Annotated in this window: 16 protein-coding genes; 6 read left to right on the top strand and 10 right to left on the bottom strand. The window is 73.6% G+C overall.

All coding sequences use genetic code 11. From position 1 onward, the window contains the following. Nucleotides 1-31: 31 nt before the first annotated feature. From AC3RKB_RS06490 to AC3RKB_RS06515, 6 genes are all read right to left on the bottom strand, one after another. On the bottom strand, nt 32-424 hold the full coding sequence (locus tag AC3RKB_RS06490) for a DUF1304 domain-containing protein (RefSeq protein ID WP_491435213.1): 393 nt from the start codon (nt 422-424) through the stop codon (nt 32-34). A 34-nt stretch (nt 425-458) separates the two neighbouring features. Continuing rightward, nucleotides 459-1,673, bottom strand: a complete 1,215-nt coding sequence (locus AC3RKB_RS06495) for a winged helix DNA-binding domain-containing protein (protein WP_491435214.1) — start codon at nt 1,671-1,673, stop codon at nt 459-461. 4 nt (nt 1,674-1,677) lie between these two features. Then, nucleotides 1,678-2,511, bottom strand: a complete 834-nt coding sequence (locus AC3RKB_RS06500) for an ABC transporter permease (protein WP_491435215.1) — start codon at nt 2,509-2,511, stop codon at nt 1,678-1,680. Beyond that, nucleotides 2,511-3,407 (bottom strand): ATP-binding cassette domain-containing protein, encoded by an 897-nt coding sequence (locus AC3RKB_RS06505; RefSeq protein WP_491435217.1) that lies wholly within the window; start codon nt 3,405-3,407, stop codon nt 2,511-2,513. Before AC3RKB_RS06505 ends, AC3RKB_RS06500 begins: the two co-directional genes overlap by 1 nt. 84 nt (nt 3,408-3,491) lie before the next feature. Then, a complete protein-coding gene (locus tag AC3RKB_RS06510; RefSeq protein WP_491435218.1) occupies nt 3,492-4,265 on the bottom strand; it encodes an isocitrate lyase/PEP mutase family protein in 774 nt (257 codons plus the stop codon). Between the two features lie 127 nt (nt 4,266-4,392). Beyond that, nucleotides 4,393-5,613 carry a cysteine desulfurase-like protein gene (locus tag AC3RKB_RS06515; RefSeq protein WP_491435219.1) on the bottom strand — a complete coding sequence of 407 codons (1,221 nt, stop codon included), beginning with the start codon at nt 5,611-5,613 and terminating at the stop codon, nt 4,393-4,395. Between the two features lie 32 nt (nt 5,614-5,645). Here AC3RKB_RS06515 and AC3RKB_RS06520 point away from each other — a divergent pair, with 32 nt between their 5' ends. The 4 genes from AC3RKB_RS06520 to AC3RKB_RS06535 are packed head-to-tail and all read left to right on the top strand — an operon-like array spanning nt 5,646 to nt 9,369. Continuing rightward, entirely contained in the window at nt 5,646-6,734 is a 1,089-nt protein-coding gene (locus AC3RKB_RS06520) for a serine hydrolase domain-containing protein (protein ID WP_491435220.1), read from the top strand. 28 nt (nt 6,735-6,762) lie between these two features. After that, nucleotides 6,763-7,674, top strand: coding sequence for an LssY C-terminal domain-containing protein (locus AC3RKB_RS06525; RefSeq protein WP_491435222.1), 912 nt, complete (start codon nt 6,763-6,765; stop codon nt 7,672-7,674). Further along, nucleotides 7,671-8,255, top strand: coding sequence for a hypothetical protein (locus AC3RKB_RS06530; RefSeq protein WP_491435223.1), 585 nt, complete (start codon nt 7,671-7,673; stop codon nt 8,253-8,255). Before AC3RKB_RS06525 ends, AC3RKB_RS06530 begins: the two co-directional genes overlap by 4 nt. A gap of 34 nt (nt 8,256-8,289) precedes the next feature. Further along, complete coding sequence (locus AC3RKB_RS06535; protein ID WP_491435224.1) at nt 8,290-9,369, top strand: serine hydrolase domain-containing protein; 1,080 nt, start codon at nt 8,290-8,292, stop codon at nt 9,367-9,369. Between the two features lie 9 nt (nt 9,370-9,378). On the opposite strand, the gene trhO is transcribed toward AC3RKB_RS06535, so the two are convergent. Further along, complete coding sequence (gene trhO, locus AC3RKB_RS06540) at nt 9,379-10,281, bottom strand: oxygen-dependent tRNA uridine(34) hydroxylase TrhO (RefSeq protein ID WP_491435225.1); 903 nt, start codon at nt 10,279-10,281, stop codon at nt 9,379-9,381. Nucleotides 10,282-10,415: 134 nt separating this feature from the next. On the opposite strand from trhO, the gene AC3RKB_RS06545 reads away from it, so the two are divergent. After that, nucleotides 10,416-10,952 (top strand): YbhB/YbcL family Raf kinase inhibitor-like protein, encoded by a 537-nt coding sequence (locus AC3RKB_RS06545; protein ID WP_491435227.1) that lies wholly within the window; start codon nt 10,416-10,418, stop codon nt 10,950-10,952. Between the two features lie 17 nt (nt 10,953-10,969). Here the strand turns inward: AC3RKB_RS06545 and AC3RKB_RS06550 are convergent, their stop codons facing one another. The 3 genes from AC3RKB_RS06550 to AC3RKB_RS06560 are packed head-to-tail and all read right to left on the bottom strand — an operon-like array spanning nt 10,970 to nt 12,267. Next, nucleotides 10,970-11,191: a PLD nuclease N-terminal domain-containing protein gene (locus AC3RKB_RS06550; RefSeq protein WP_491435228.1), complete on the bottom strand. Its 222-nt coding sequence runs from the start codon at nt 11,189-11,191 to the stop codon at nt 10,970-10,972. 33 nt (nt 11,192-11,224) lie between these two features. Then, nucleotides 11,225-11,863, bottom strand: a complete 639-nt coding sequence (locus AC3RKB_RS06555; protein ID WP_491435230.1) for a LysE family translocator — start codon at nt 11,861-11,863, stop codon at nt 11,225-11,227. A 20-nt stretch (nt 11,864-11,883) separates the two neighbouring features. After that, entirely contained in the window at nt 11,884-12,267 is a 384-nt protein-coding gene (locus tag AC3RKB_RS06560; RefSeq protein ID WP_491435232.1) for a VOC family protein, read from the bottom strand. 56 nt (nt 12,268-12,323) lie between these two features. On the opposite strand from AC3RKB_RS06560, the gene AC3RKB_RS06565 reads away from it, so the two are divergent. Beyond that, nucleotides 12,324-13,451 (top strand): enoyl-CoA hydratase/isomerase family protein, encoded by a 1,128-nt coding sequence (locus AC3RKB_RS06565; RefSeq protein ID WP_491435234.1) that lies wholly within the window; start codon nt 12,324-12,326, stop codon nt 13,449-13,451. Nucleotides 13,452-13,706: the final 255 nt, after the last annotated feature.

The following is a 13,706-nucleotide window of genomic DNA, read 5'->3' on the forward strand; positions in this document are numbered from 1 at the left end:
GCCACTCAGCGCCGCGCCACGCCGCCCGCCGTCACGCGAACAGGAACAGCACGAACCCGATGAGCGGCAGCGTGCCCTGGACGAGCGCCGGGCGGAGGTAGCCGGGCCCGGTGGTCGTGAGCACGATGGCCGCGGCCGTCATCGACGCGGTGCTGAACAGGATCAGGGCCCGCGCTGCGTACGGCAGGTTCCCGTCGAAGAAGAGCACGAGCCCCGCGACCGCGCCGATCGCGAGGAAGAGGTTGTAGAACCCCTGGTTGTACGCCATCGGGCGCAGGATCTCGGCCTGCTCGCGATCGCGCACGTTGAAGATCCGCCAGGTGCTCGGCTGCATCCAGCGCACGCTCTCGAGCACGAAGATGTAGACGTGCAGCAGAGCGGCGAGCGCGACGACGACGCTGCCGATGATCCCGATGACCGACATGGCTGGATGCTACGCGCATCGCGCCCCGCCGGGCTCAGTGGCGCGCGACCCGCTCGACCTCGACGGTGACGGGCCGGTCGAGGAAGCGCTCGACCTCGGCGATCGTCGCGTCGCGGGAGTCGACCTCGGCGCGCGACATCCGCCGCCAGGGCACGATCCGCACGGTCGCCGTCCTGGCCGACACGGTCGGCGCCCACCGGCCGCAGAGCACGCCGTCGGCGAGCATCGCGTGCAGGGGGAACTCGGCGGTGGCCGCTCCCGGATGCCGCGGCGGCAGCAGGTACTCGCGCGGCGCGGCGTACCCCATCACGTACTCGTCGTAGGCCTGCAGCAGGTCGACGACGCCGGCCGGCGGCGACTCGGCGAGGGCGACGGAGGCCGCGTCCCGGCCGCGTTCGGCGACCTCGGCGTCGTGCCAGAGCGTCGTCCCCTCAGGTCCGTCGACCCGCTCGATGCGCCCGTGCGTGCGGTCGGCCGCGTCGGCGAGCGCGCTGCGCGCGTCGCGGAGCCCGAACCCCGACCACACGGCCAGGTCGCGGTCCGACGCGGGTCCCCGGGTGCGCAGGAACCGCTCGGCGAGCTCGGCCAGCGCCTCGTCGCGCGGTCGGCGGCTCGCCGCGGCATCCGGCACCCGCTCGCCGAACGCGGCGTAGGTGCGCTGCGCGCCCGCGTTCGCGCCCGAGATCACGACGCGTTCGAGCTCGGCGAGCATGAGGCAGTACGCGAGGGCGTTGCCGCTCGAGGGCAGCCCGGCCTCGGCGAGGTCGGCACCGATCTCTGCGCGAGTGCGGTGCCCGTCGGCCACGGCCGCCTCGATCGTCGTGAGCACCCGCTCGGCGACCGCGCCCACGAGGCCGTGCCGGGCGTAGTAGGTGCCGTTCGCGCGGTGCACGCGCTCGGCCGAGAGCGCGATGAGCCAGCCGGCGTCGGTCGGCGCGACGAAGTGCCAGGTCGGCCGCAGCACGTGGGTGCGGAGGATCTCGCCGCGGTCGATCGCGGCCGCGACCTCGGTGGACGTCGGCCGCGTCGCGACGGGCAGTCGCTGCGCGAGCCCCCACTGGGCGGGCAGGTACTCCTGCGACTGCACCGCGAGGAACTGCGACACCACCTCGGCCGGTGTCGCGGCTCCGAGGCCGGGCGCACGGGCGGCGCCGGCGGCCCCGGCGGCCCCGCCGGCCGCGCCATCCGCCGCGCGGAGGCCCTGGGCGACCAGCCGCCGCACCCGGACCTCCGCGAGCGTGAGTGCCATGCGCCTACGAGACGTCGCGCCGCCAGGTCGTCGCTCCGCCGATGATCGTCGCGACCACGCCGATCGCGAGCAGCACGAGGCCGCCCTGCCACCACTCGAGCGGATCGGCCGATGCGCCGAGCGACGCCATGTTGTAGAACGAAGCGCCCACCAGTGCGTCGCTCGCCGCACCCGGCAGGTACCGGCCGACCGACGCGGTCGCCTCGGTCAGCGAGAGCGCGAGGCGCAGGACCGGCTCGACGAACTGCGTGAACGCGATCACGATCACGATCGCGGCGACCTGGTTCGGGACGAGGGCCCCGATCCCGACGCCGATCGTGCCCCAGAGCGCCATGGCGATGACGCCGCGGCCGACGAGCGCCCACGTGTCGGCCGAGTCGAGCCCGGTCTCGAAGTCGAACGCGGCGAGGGCCGCCGCGCCCGTCGCGACCGAGGTCGCGAACCCGATCGCGCCGAACAGCCCGCCCACGACGAGCTGCGACGAGTACTTGCCGGCGAGCACGGTCGACCGGCGCGGCTCCGCGAGGAAGGTCGTCGTCAGCGTGCGGTGGCGGAACTCCGTCGTCACCGCGAGTGCGCCGAGCAGCACGGGGAACACGTAGCCGATCGACGTCGCGAAGCTGTAGAGCAGCGGACCGAGGTCGATGCCGGGCGGCAGCGCGGTGTCGCTGCCGGTCGCGGCCGCGGCATCCGGATTGCGGATGGCCCAGCCGAGGAACGCCCCGAAGCCGCCGGCCATCAGCCCGACGTAGGTGACGAGCACGATCGCGAGCAGCCACCACATGCGCGTGGTGAACACCTTCCGGAACTCCGCGGCGAGGGAGCGGGCGAACGGCATCACGCGTCGCCCCCGTTCACGAGCGCCAGGAACGAATCCTCGAGGCCCGAGGCCTGGCGGTGCAGCACGCTCAGCTCGACGCCGCCGACGAACGCGGCGTGGCCGACCACGCCGGGGTCGGGCTCGGACACGATCAGGCCCTCGGGCCCCTCGGTGTACACCAGCCCGGCCTGGTCGAGGGCGGCGGCCAAGCGCGCCGGGTCGGGCGAGGCGACGACGGTGCGCGGCGCGGTGTCGAACTCGATGTCGGTCAGCGAGCCGGACTTCACGAGGCGCCCCCGCGAGATGATCACGACGTCGTCGACCGACTGCTGCACTTCGCTCAGCAGGTGCGAGCTGACGAGCACGGTGCGTCCCTCGGCCGCGAGGCTCCGCAGGAAACCGCGGATCCACACGATGCCCTCGGGATCGAGCCCGTTGATCGGCTCGTCGAGCACGAGCACGCGCGGGTCGCCGAGCAGCGTGGTGGCCAGTGCGAGCCGTTGGCGCATGCCGAGCGAGTACCCGCCGACGCGACGGTCGGCGAACTCGCTCATGCCCACCTGGGCGAGCACCTCGTCGACCCGGTGCGACCGGAGGCCCGCGGCCGTCGCGGTCACGCGCAGGTGGTTGCGGGCGGTGCGCCCCGGGTGGAAGGCCGCGTCGAGGGCGGCGCCGACCGTCTCGAGGGGTCGCGGCAAGTCGCGGTAGCGCACCCCGCCGATGGTCGCGGTGCCCGCGGTCGGCCGCTCGAGCCCGAGCAGCGTGCGCAGGGTCGTGGTCTTGCCGGCGCCGTTGGGGCCGAGGAACCCGGTCACGCGGCCGGGCCGGACGGTGAAGCTCAGGTCCTCGACGGCGGTGACCGGGCCGAAGCGCTTGGTCAGTCCGGCGATCTCGATGGGGATGCCGTCGGTCATGTGCCTCCTCGGCGGTTCGGGTCGGCGCGGGTGGGGTCGCGCGGGCGGTCGGTTCGGGGCGGTCGGGCCGGTCGGTGCGGCCGCTCAGTTCAGCCTGCGGATGCCGTCGGGCAGCACGCCGCCGGAGTAGAGCATGTCGGCGAGGTCCTGCAGCACGCCGAGGGTGATGCGCTGCGGGTACGGCCCGTACGAGACGCGGGCCACGCCGAGTTCCTCGAGGCGGTCGGGCGGCGGCACCTCGGGCAGGCCGATGAGCGACACGCGACGGTGCCCGATGCCGGCGACGAGTTCGGCGATCACGTCCTCCCCGAAGTCGCCCGGGACGAACACGCACGTGGCGCCCGCGTCGAGGTAGGCGCGCCCGCGCTCGATCGCGTCGGCCACTCGCGCCTCGCGGGGCCGGTCCCCGCCGAGGAGCCACGCGTCGGTGCGGGCGTTGAGCGCGAAGGGCACGCCCTCGGCCTCGGCGGCGGCGACCGCGGCCTCGACCGCGGCGACGGACTCGGCGAGCGGCGTGAGGCGGTCCTCGAGGTTCGCACCGGCGACGCCCACCCCGATCGCGCGGCGGACGGTCTCGCCCGCGTCGCCGTAGCCGGCCTCGAGGTCGGCGCTCACGGGCAGGTCGACGGCGCGCACGATGCGCGCGGTCATGTCGAGCACGAGGTCGAGGGGGATCTGCTCGCCGTCGGCGTAGCCGAATGCGGCGGCGACCGATTGGCTGGCGGTCGCGAGGGCTCGCGTCTGCGGCAACGCGGCGACGGCTCGTGCCGTGACCACGTCCCACACGTTGACGACCTGGAGGAGTTCGTCGTCGGCATGCAGGCGGCGCAGTTCGGCCGCCCTGTCGGCGAGGCTCATGCCCCCAGACTAGGTGTCGGCATGCGGAACGGAACAGCATATTCGCCGCGTTTGCGGGTGTGCGACCCGTGAAATGGGGGTGATCCTCCGCATCGAGCGGCCGCGCACGTGGCGTGCCGCTTCGCGTTCAGGCGAGCGCGGCCGCGAGGCCCGCGAGCAGCCGGTCGACGTCGTCGTCGTCGGTGTAGGGCGCCAGCCCGACCCGCAGCCCGCCGTCGTCGCCGAGGCCCAGGTGGCGCGAGGCCTCGAGGGCGTAGAAGTTGCCGGATGGCGCGAGCACGCGCCCGTCGGCGAGCGCGCGCGTGATCTCGCTCGCCTCGTGCCCGTCGAACGTCATCAGCACCGTGGGCGTGCGACGCTGTGCGCGCGAGCGCACGGTCACGCCGGGCAGTGCTGCGAGGCCCTCGGCCAGGCGCGCGGCGAGCGCCGATTCGTGCTCGTGGAGGGCGGCGTACGACGCGGCGAGGTGCGCGCGGCGCGAGCTCGCGACATCCGCCCCGCCCTGAGGCTCCGGGTCGAGCGCGGCGAGCACGTCGACCGCCGCGGTGACGCCCGCGAGGAGCTCGTAGGGGAGCGTGCCGAACTCGAACCGCTCGGGCACGACGTCCGTCGCGGGGAGCAGCTTGTCGGGCGTGATCGTCTCGAGCAGGTCGGGGCGCGCGACGAGCACGCCGCAGTGCGGGCCGAGGAACTTGTACGGCGAGCACGTGAAGAAGTCGGCGCCGAGCGCCGCGACGTCGGGCAGCTCGTGGGCCGTGGAGTGCACCCCGTCGACGAACAGCAGTGCGCCCGCATCGTGCACGGCGGCGGCGATGGCCGGGATGTCGGGGCGCGTGCCGATGAGGTTCGAGGCGGCCGTCACCGCGACGAGCCGCGTGCGGTCGGTGAGCAGCGAGGTCACGGCCTCGACCGGCAGCTCGGCCGTCTCGGGGTCGAAGTCGGCCCAGCGCACGGTCGCGCCCACCCGCTCGGCGGCCTGCACCCAGGGGCGCACGTTCGAGTCGTGGTCGAGGCGGGTCACGACGACCTCGTCGACCTCGCCCCAGTCGCGCGAGAGGTTCCGGGAGAAGTCGTAGACGAGCTGCGTGGCGCTCCGGCCGTGCACGACGCCGTCGGGGTCGCCGTTCACGAGGTCGGCCACGGCGGCGCGGAAGGCCTGCACGGCCTCCTCGGCGCGCTGCTCGGACAGCCCGATCGTGCCGCGGTTCGACAGCGGGCCGGTGAGCGCGGAGGCCACGGCGTCGCCGACCTGCCGCGGGGTCTGGGTGCCGCCCGGCCCGTCGAACTGGGCCCAGCCCGACTCGAGCGAGGGGAACCAGGAGCGGATGCGGGCGACGTCGTAGGCCATGGGCCAGAGCCTAGGGGAGTACGATTCGGGCTATGACCACGCACCGCGTGGTGCGCCGAGGCAGGGCACTCGTCATGGCCGCCGTGGTCGTCGTCGCCGGGGTCGCGGCGATGAGCGGATGCCTCTACGGGCCGCCGTACGATCAGCTCCTCACGGGCGACGAGGAACTGCTCGAGGTCGCGCGACACGACTACACCGACGCCGGCGACCGGGTCGCGATGGCCGTGGTCGACGGCGACGAGGTGCGGACCGCGTTCGTGTCGGCCGACGCCTCGACGCGGTTCGAGTTCGGCAGCGCCACCCGGGGCCTCACCGGGTTGCTGCTCGCCGACGCCGTCGAGCGCGGCGAGGTCGCGCTCGACGACCCCGTGGGCGCCTACCTCGACCTCGGCGACGCGCCGGCCGCGACGGTGACGCTGCGCGAGCTGGCGACGCACCACTCCGGCCTGCCGCAGTTCCCGCTCGCGCCGGGAGCATGGGAGCCGCCGGCGTCGGACCCCGACGCGACCGCGCCGACCGACCGGGGCGGACTGGATGCGCTGCTCGCGCGGGTGGCGTCGATCGACCTCGTGCCGCAGCTGCAGTACAACGTCAGCGACTTCGACGCCGCGCTCGTCGGCCAGGCGCTCGCCGCGGCAACCGGGACGCGGTACGCCGACCTGCTCGAGGAGCGCGTGCTCGCCCCCGCCGGCATGGCCCACGCCGAGGTGGTGGAGAGCGTCGACCTGATGCCGGACCTGCTCGCGCAGGGCCATGACACGTGGGGCCGGCGGGTCGCACCCCGCGGGAGCGCTGCGTACGCGCCGGCATTGGGCGTCGTCCTCACGATCGACGACCTCGTGGCCCTCGCACGGGCCGTGCTCGACGGCCCGTTCGCTCGAAGCGCCGCGCTCGAGCCGATCGACGCGACCCGATGGCCCCGGATCGACATCGGCCAGTTCTGGGAGGTCGACACTCGCAACGACGGCGACGCCGTCTACATCGTCGGCTCCTCCGAGGGGTTCGCGGCGGCCCTGCTCGTGGACCGGCGCGACGGGCAGGCCTCGATGCTGCTCTCGAACGCCGAGATCGACTGGCCGTGGTCGCACGTGCTGCCGCTCATGCGCACCATCGAGGACTGAACCGCACGGCCGGGGATAGCATGCAGGCATGCAGGGGGCCGGCCCGGCGGGGCAGCGCGCAGCCGATCGGGACGACCGGCCGCCGCCCGACCTGCCGCCGCGCGCCTCGTTCACGACGATGCTCGACGGGTTCTTCTTCGTCTTCGCCGGCGTGGCGTCGATCTGGCTGGCCTGGTTGCTGTTCGAGCAGTCCTTCGAGTTCGGCTGGTACGGCATCGCGCTCTTCGTCGTGTTCTGGCTCGTGCTCGCCTACCTCGCGCTGCCGCGGCTGCACCGCATCCTGACGAGGATCTACGTGCCCGACTACTTCATCGGCCGAACGCGAACGAGCGACGGGCTGCTCGGCGACCCCGTGAACCTCGCGTTCGACGGGCCGGAGGCGGCGGTGCACGCGGCGATGGCGGCCGCCGGCTGGACGCGCGCCGACGACGTGACGCTCGCCTCGAGCTGGCGGATCGTGACCTCGACCCTCTCGCGTCGCAGCTACGACGAGGCGCCCGTGAGCCCGCTGTTCCTCTTCGACCGGCAGCAGGACTTCGCCTACCAGCAGGAGGTCGCCGGCAACCCGGCCAAGCGACACCACGTGCGGTTCTGGCGCACGCCCGACGGATGGCTCCTGCCGGGCGGCCGTCGGGTCGACTGGCTCGCCGCGGGAACGTTCGACCGCGCGGTCGGCTTCTCGCTGTTCACGCTGCAGGTCACGCACAAGATCGACGCCGACATCGACGTCGAGCGCGACCACATCATCGCGACGCTGACCGCCGCCGATCCGGGCGTGCGGATCGAGGTGCTCCACGACTTCTCGACCGGGTACCACTCGCGCAACGGCGGCGGCGACACCATCCGCACCGATGGCGACCTGCCGGTCGTCGACGTCGCCGGCGTGTCCGTGCCCACGGGCGGGCCCGATGCCGAGCCCGTCGCGGAGGCGGCGCCGTGAGCGCGGGCACCGGACGGCACCTGCCGCCGCCGTCGGCGGCGTCCGGACCGGTGGAGGTCGAGAAGCGGGCGGCGTTCGAGTCGCCGTCCCGCCTCGCCGAGCGCGAGCCGACGCAGCGGCGGATGCGGAGGCCGCTCGCGACCGCGTTCGGCTCGGTCCTCGTGGTGCTGCGGGTCATGGCGGGCGTCGTCTGGCTGATCGCGCTCGCCGCGCAATGGGACACCCTGGTGGAGCAGGAGTTCGACGTGCGGCTCGAGGCCGCGTCGGATGCCGCGGCCTCCGACGTCGCCCTGACGGTCGTGCTCCTCGTGGGCGGGACCGTGCTGGTCATCGACCTCGTCCTCGCCGTGCTCATCTGGTTCGGCAGCAACTGGGCCCGCATCACGGTGATGCTCTTCGCGACGATCAACATCACGGTCGCCGCGATCGACTCGTTCACGGGCGACGTCGAGGTGTCGATCCGCACCACGCTGCTCACGGTCGCGCTCGACATCCTGATCCTGCTCGCGCTGTCGAGCCGCGACAGCCGCGCCTGGGCGCGGCTGCCCCGCACGCGCCCGGCGGAGCCCAACCGTGACTGACGCCGCGGGAGCCGGACCCCGACGATGCGGCTCCATGGGTGGGGCGACTCGGGCGGCGGCCGCGGCGGCGATGCTCGCGGCCCTCATTGCCGGCACGGCGGGGTGCGCGGCGCAGCCGACTGCCGCGCCCGCGCCGTCGGCGGCGTCCCGGTTCTCGGGCGACGACGAGCTGCTTCGCGCCATCCGGCCGGCGTTCACCCAACCCGACGACGTGGTCGCGGTCGCCCTGCTCGACGGCGGGGAGGTGCGCACGGCGTTCATCGGCGCCGCGCACGACACCGTGTTCGAGACGGGATCGATCACGAAGACGTTCACCGGCCTCCTGCTCGCCGAGGCCGTCGAGCGCGGCGAGGTCGAGCTCGACGACCGCCTCGGCGAGCACCTCGACCTGGGCGCATCGCCGGCGGCGTCCGTCACCCTCGGCGACCTCGCGGCGCACCGGTCGGGCCTGCCGACCTTCCCGACCGATCCGGCGTGGCGCGAGCGCGTCGAGCGAGGATTCCTCGCCGGGGAGGACGTCATCGACGAGACCGTCGACGAGCTCCTCGCAGAGGCGGCCGCCGAGACGCTGCCGCCCGAGCCGCAGCCCCAGTACTCCAACATGGGCGCCGCGCTCGTCGGCCAGGCGCTCGCCGCGGCGGCGGGCATGGAGTACCGGGAGCTCCTCACGGAGCGGATCCTCGACCCGCTCGGGCTCGACGGTGCGTCACTGCCCGTCGAGGACGACGAGGTGCCCGACGGCCTCGCGCCCGGCCGAACGGCCGACGGGGCTGCCGCCGAGCCGTCCACGCTCGGCGCGTACGCCCCGGCCGGCGGTGTCGCGGCGACGGTCGACGACCTCATGGCCTACGCCGCCGGTGTCATCGACGGACCCTTCGCGGACAGCGCCGCCCTCGAGCCGCGGCCCGGACTCGAGGGCGGCCAGATCGGCTACTTCTGGGGCGTCTCGGACGAGCGCGGCCACCGGCTGGTCGAGCACGACGGCATGACGGCGGGGTTCGGGAGCTCGCTGGTCGTGGACCTGACCGCCGGCACGGCGGCCGTGGTGCTCGTCAACCGGGCCGACGGCTCCGCCACCGGCGTGGCCGAGCGGCTGCTCGCGCTCGCCGACTGAGGCGCGCGATCAGGCGACGGATGCCGCCGCGTGCCGCGCGCACTCGGTGGGGCCGCACGCCTCGCAGCGCACGAGCTGCGTGCGGCACGCGGCATCCGTGCAGTTGACGGTCTGCTTCGTCGGCGACCCGCAGCCCTCGCATTCGCCGATCACCGCGGCGTGATCGCTGAAGTCGACCGAGCCGCGGCCGTCGAACACGTACAGCGAGCCCTCCCAGAGGCCGTCGTCGCCGAAGCGCTCGCCGTAGCGCACGATGCCGCCGTCGAGCTGGTACAGCTCGCCGAAGCCGCGCGCGGCCATGAGGCTCGAGAGCACCTCGCAGCGGATGCCGCCGGTGCAGTAGGTCACGACGGGCCGCCCCTTCAGGTGGTCGTAGGCGCCCGAGTCCAGCAACCCGACGAAGTCGCGCGTGGTCTCGACGGGCGGCACGATCGCGTCGCGGAAGCGGCCGATCGCCGCCTCGAGGGCGTTGCGCCCGTCGAGGAACACGACCTCGTCGCCGCGCTCCGCGACCAGTTCGTGCAGTGCGTCGGGACTGAGGCGCGTGCCGCCGCCGACGACACCCGACTCGTCGACGCGTAGCTCGCCGGGCGCGCCGAACGACACGATCTCGTCGCGCACCTTCACGCTGAGCTTCGGGAAGTCGACGCTCCGGCCCTCGTCGTCGAGCCCGGTGCCCTCGCTCCACTTGACGTCGATGCCCTTGAACGCGGGGTAGTCGCGGGTCTTCCGCACGTACCGCTTCAGTGCGCGCATCTCGCCGCCGAGCGTGCCGTTCACGCCGTCCTTCGAGATCAGGATGCGGCCGCGCAGGCCCAGCGACTCGGCGAGGTCGCGCTGCCACAGGCGCACCGCGTCGGGGTCGGGGAGCGGCGTGAACACGTAGAACAGCAGGATCTTGGCGAGCGGCACCCCGGGATTCTAGGGCGGGCGGCTGGGCGACGGCTCTGCGGCTCCTCGACCCGACAGGGCGTGGGGGCTGGAGCGGGGCGAGCACCCGACGTAGCCTGAGCGCGACGGCGACCATTCGACGAGGAGGATCGACGATGCTCGACGTGGACCCCTACGCTGCGTTGCAGCAGCTCCGCCCGGTGGGCTCGTTCACCGTGACGAGCGACGACTTCACCGACGGCGGCCCGTGCGCCCGGCCGCAGTGGAGCGCCGCGGCCGGCGGGGTGGACCGATCGCCGCAGCTGTCCTGGTCGGGCTTTCCCGATCGCACCCGGAGCTTCGCGGTCACGTGCCTCGACGTCGACGCGCCGACCGGTTCGGGATGGTGGCACTGGGCCGTCGCGAACCTGCCCGTCTCGACCACGAGCCTCGAGGCGGGTGCGGGTGCGCCGGGCGGCCCGCCGCTGCCCGACGGCGCGATCGTGCTGCCCAACGAGGACGGCGAGCGGGCCTTCGGCGGCGCCGCCCCGCCGCGCGGCACCGGGATGCACCGCTACGTGTTCGTCGTCCACGCCCTCGACGTGCCGAGCCTCGACCTCGACCCGGCATCGACCCCCGCCATCCTCGGCATCCGCTGCTTCTTCCACGGCCTCGCGCGCGGCATCCTCACCGCCACGGCGAACCGCGACTGAGCCGCTGACCGGGGGGGTCAGTCGCGACGCCGGCCGAAGACGAAGTACGAGATCGGGCCGATGAAGTTGATCAGGATGACGAACGCCCAGATCGCCTTCCGCCCGTTCACCTCGTCGGCGGGGCGTTTCGCGAGGTCCGTCCAGGCTGCCGCTGCGAGCGCGAACTGGATGATGGCGGAGATGACTCCGCCGACCTTCCGGCCCGTGCTGAGGTCGCTCCACTGCTTCGCGTTCGCCATGGGATCCTCCGTTCCCGAGTGCCGACCTTCGGCCTAGTGCTTGTTCCCCGACAGCGCGAGCACGCCGCCGAGGCCGATCATCATCACGCCGCCCGTCGCGGCCAGGTGCGATGCCCGGCGCGGCGATCGGCCGAACCAGTCGCGCGCCCAGCCCGCCGCCAACGCCCAGACCGAGTCGCACGCGAGCGCGAGCATGACGAAGGCGGTGCCGAGCGTCGCCATCTGCAGCGGGATGGCGCCGGCGCCGAAGTCGACGAACTGCGGCAGCACCGCGACGAAGAACGCGATCGTCTTGGGGTTGGTCACGCCGACGACGAACCCCTCGCCGAGGAGCCGCCACGGGGAGCGCGGCGCGACCTCGCCGGTGACGGCGGCCGCGGCATCCGCTCGATGGCGGATCGCCTGGACGCCGAGGTAGACGAGGTAGAGCGCGCCCGCGATCTTGATGCCCGTGAACAGCAGCACGGACTGCGCGACGACCGTGCCGACGCCGAGCGCGACGGCCGCGACGAGCGGCAGCATGCCGGCCGCGTTGCCGATCACGCTCAGCAGCCCGCCCATGCGCCCGAGCGCGAGCGAGCGGCCGATGACGAACAGCACGCTCGGCCCCGGGATGACGATCAGCACCACCGAGGCGAGCACGAACGCCCAGAGGTTCGATGCGGGGATCATCTGTGGATCGTACCTCCGCCCTACTCCTCCTCGGGCTGCGGCTCGATCGGCTGCCCGAGCCGCACGCGCGTGCCGAACGGGTCGGAGACCATCGACACCCGCTCGCCCCACGGCGTGTCCTCCGGCGGCTCGATCACGAGGTAGCCGGCCGACTCGAGCGACGTCGTCGACGCATCGACGTCGTCGACGTAGAACCACAGCAGCATCCCGGCGCCCTCGCCCGCCGTGCCGTTCTCGGCCAGCCCGAGGCCCAGCTGCGATGCGCCCGCCTGCAGCGTGACGAACACCGGGTCGCCCTCGGCGGGGTAGCGGTACACCACGGCGGTGCCGAGCGCGTCGTGGTAGAAGCGCATCGCGGCGTCCATGTCGGGCACCTCGACGATCGGGAACGCGGATTCGATCATGGTCCCTCCCTCGGCCGACGCTACGCCGCACCGACCGATGCCGCTACCGTTGCACCGTGAGCGACCATATCTCCGCGAGCGTCGAGGACGCCGTCGGGCGCATCACGCTCGAGCGCCCGCAGGCGCTGAACGCCCTGAGCTACGAGATGATCCGCGCGCTCACGGCGGTCTTCGACGCGTGGCGGCACGACCCCGAGGTGTCGATGCTCGTGCTCGAGGGCGCCGGCGAACGCGGGTTCTGCGCGGGCGGCGACGTGCGCGAGCTGTACGGGTACACGACCGCGGGCCACGTCGCCGAGGCGCTGCGGTTCTTCCGCGACGAGTACCGCCTCAACTCGGCCATCGCGCACTACCCGAAGCCGGTCGTCGCGATCATGGACGGCATCACGATGGGCGGCGGCATCGGCCTGGCCGGGCACGCGTCGATCCGCATCGTCACCGAGCGCTCGCGCGTCGCGATGCCCGAGACCCGCATCGGCTTCACGCCCGACGTCGGCGGCACCTGGCTGCTCGGCCGTGCTCCTGGCGAGCTCGGCACGCACCTGGCACTGAACTCGCGCACCATGGACGCCGCCGACGCCATGCACGCCGGCTTCGCCGACGCGTTCGTGCCGTCCGAGCGGATCCCGCACCTGCTGCAGGCGCTCGCGGAGCGCGCCGACCCCGGCACGCCGTGGGAGATCGTGATGCTCTTCGACGAGACGCCGGGCCCGTCCGCGCTCGCCGCGGCGCGCCCCTGGGTCGACGCCTGCTACTCGGCGCCGACGGTCGCGGGCATCATCGACCGGCTGCGGGCGTTCTCCGAGGGCCGGGCGGATGGTGCGGGGCGAGCGGATGGTGCGGGGCGAGCGGATGCCGCGGCCGCCGCCTACGCGGCCGCCGCCGCCGACGAGCTCGAGACGCTGTCGCCCACCGCGCTGGCCGTCACGCTCGAGGCCGTGCGCCGGGCGCGCACGCTGCCCACCCTCGAGGATGCGCTCGAGCAGGAGTTCCGCGCCGTCTCGTGGTTCATCGGCCAGCACGACCTGCACGAGGGCATCCGCGCGCAGGTCATCGACAAGGACCGTAACCCGACGTGGGACCCGCCGACGCTCGACGACATCCCGCCGACCCTCGCCGCGCGGGTTCTGACCGAGCAGTTGCACGACCCCATCTGGCCCCCAGGAGGCGCGTCTCGCTCGTGAGGGTTTGAGGAGCGCCGGAGGCGCGCCTCGAAACCCGGCATGTGCCGCTTGTGAGGGTTGAGGAGCGCCGGAGGCGCGTCCCCCTGTGTGGGTTGAGGAGCGCCGGAGGCGCGTCCCCCTGTGTGGGTTGAGGAGCGCCGGAGGCGCGTCTCGAAACCCGGCATGTGCCGCTTGTGAGGGTTGAGGAGCGCCGGAGGCGCGTCTCGAAACCCGGTCGCACGCCCATCGGGTTTCGAGACGGTGCTGGCGCGCCTC

It is taken from the genome of Agromyces capsici, assembly GCF_058349965.1.

Bases quoted from the DNA above. Each gene is read 5' to 3' on its own strand.
- AC3RKB_RS06510 (WP_491435218.1), bottom strand. From the start codon at position 4,265: ATGAGCCTCGCCGACAGGGCGGCCGAACTGCGCCGCCTGCATGCCGAC.
- AC3RKB_RS06505 (WP_491435217.1), bottom strand. From the start codon at position 3,407: ATGACCGACGGCATCCCCATCGAGATCGCCGGACTGACCAAGCGCTTC.
- AC3RKB_RS06495 (WP_491435214.1), bottom strand. From the start codon at position 1,673: ATGGCACTCACGCTCGCGGAGGTCCGGGTGCGGCGGCTGGTCGCCCAG.
- AC3RKB_RS06560 (WP_491435232.1), bottom strand. From the start codon at position 12,267: ATGATCGAATCCGCGTTCCCGATCGTCGAGGTGCCCGACATGGACGCC.
- AC3RKB_RS06545 (WP_491435227.1), top strand. From the start codon at position 10,416: ATGCTCGACGTGGACCCCTACGCTGCGTTGCAGCAGCTCCGCCCGGTG.
- AC3RKB_RS06555 (WP_491435230.1), bottom strand. From the start codon at position 11,863: ATGATCCCCGCATCGAACCTCTGGGCGTTCGTGCTCGCCTCGGTGGTG.
- AC3RKB_RS06500 (WP_491435215.1), bottom strand. From the start codon at position 2,511: ATGCCGTTCGCCCGCTCCCTCGCCGCGGAGTTCCGGAAGGTGTTCACC.
- AC3RKB_RS06535 (WP_491435224.1), top strand. From the start codon at position 8,290: ATGGGTGGGGCGACTCGGGCGGCGGCCGCGGCGGCGATGCTCGCGGCC.
- AC3RKB_RS06550 (WP_491435228.1), bottom strand. From the start codon at position 11,191: ATGGCGAACGCGAAGCAGTGGAGCGACCTCAGCACGGGCCGGAAGGTC.
- AC3RKB_RS06520 (WP_491435220.1), top strand. From the start codon at position 5,646: ATGACCACGCACCGCGTGGTGCGCCGAGGCAGGGCACTCGTCATGGCC.
- AC3RKB_RS06515 (WP_491435219.1), bottom strand. From the start codon at position 5,613: ATGGCCTACGACGTCGCCCGCATCCGCTCCTGGTTCCCCTCGCTCGAG.
- AC3RKB_RS06525 (WP_491435222.1), top strand. From the start codon at position 6,763: ATGCAGGGGGCCGGCCCGGCGGGGCAGCGCGCAGCCGATCGGGACGAC.
- AC3RKB_RS06490 (WP_491435213.1), bottom strand. From the start codon at position 424: ATGTCGGTCATCGGGATCATCGGCAGCGTCGTCGTCGCGCTCGCCGCT.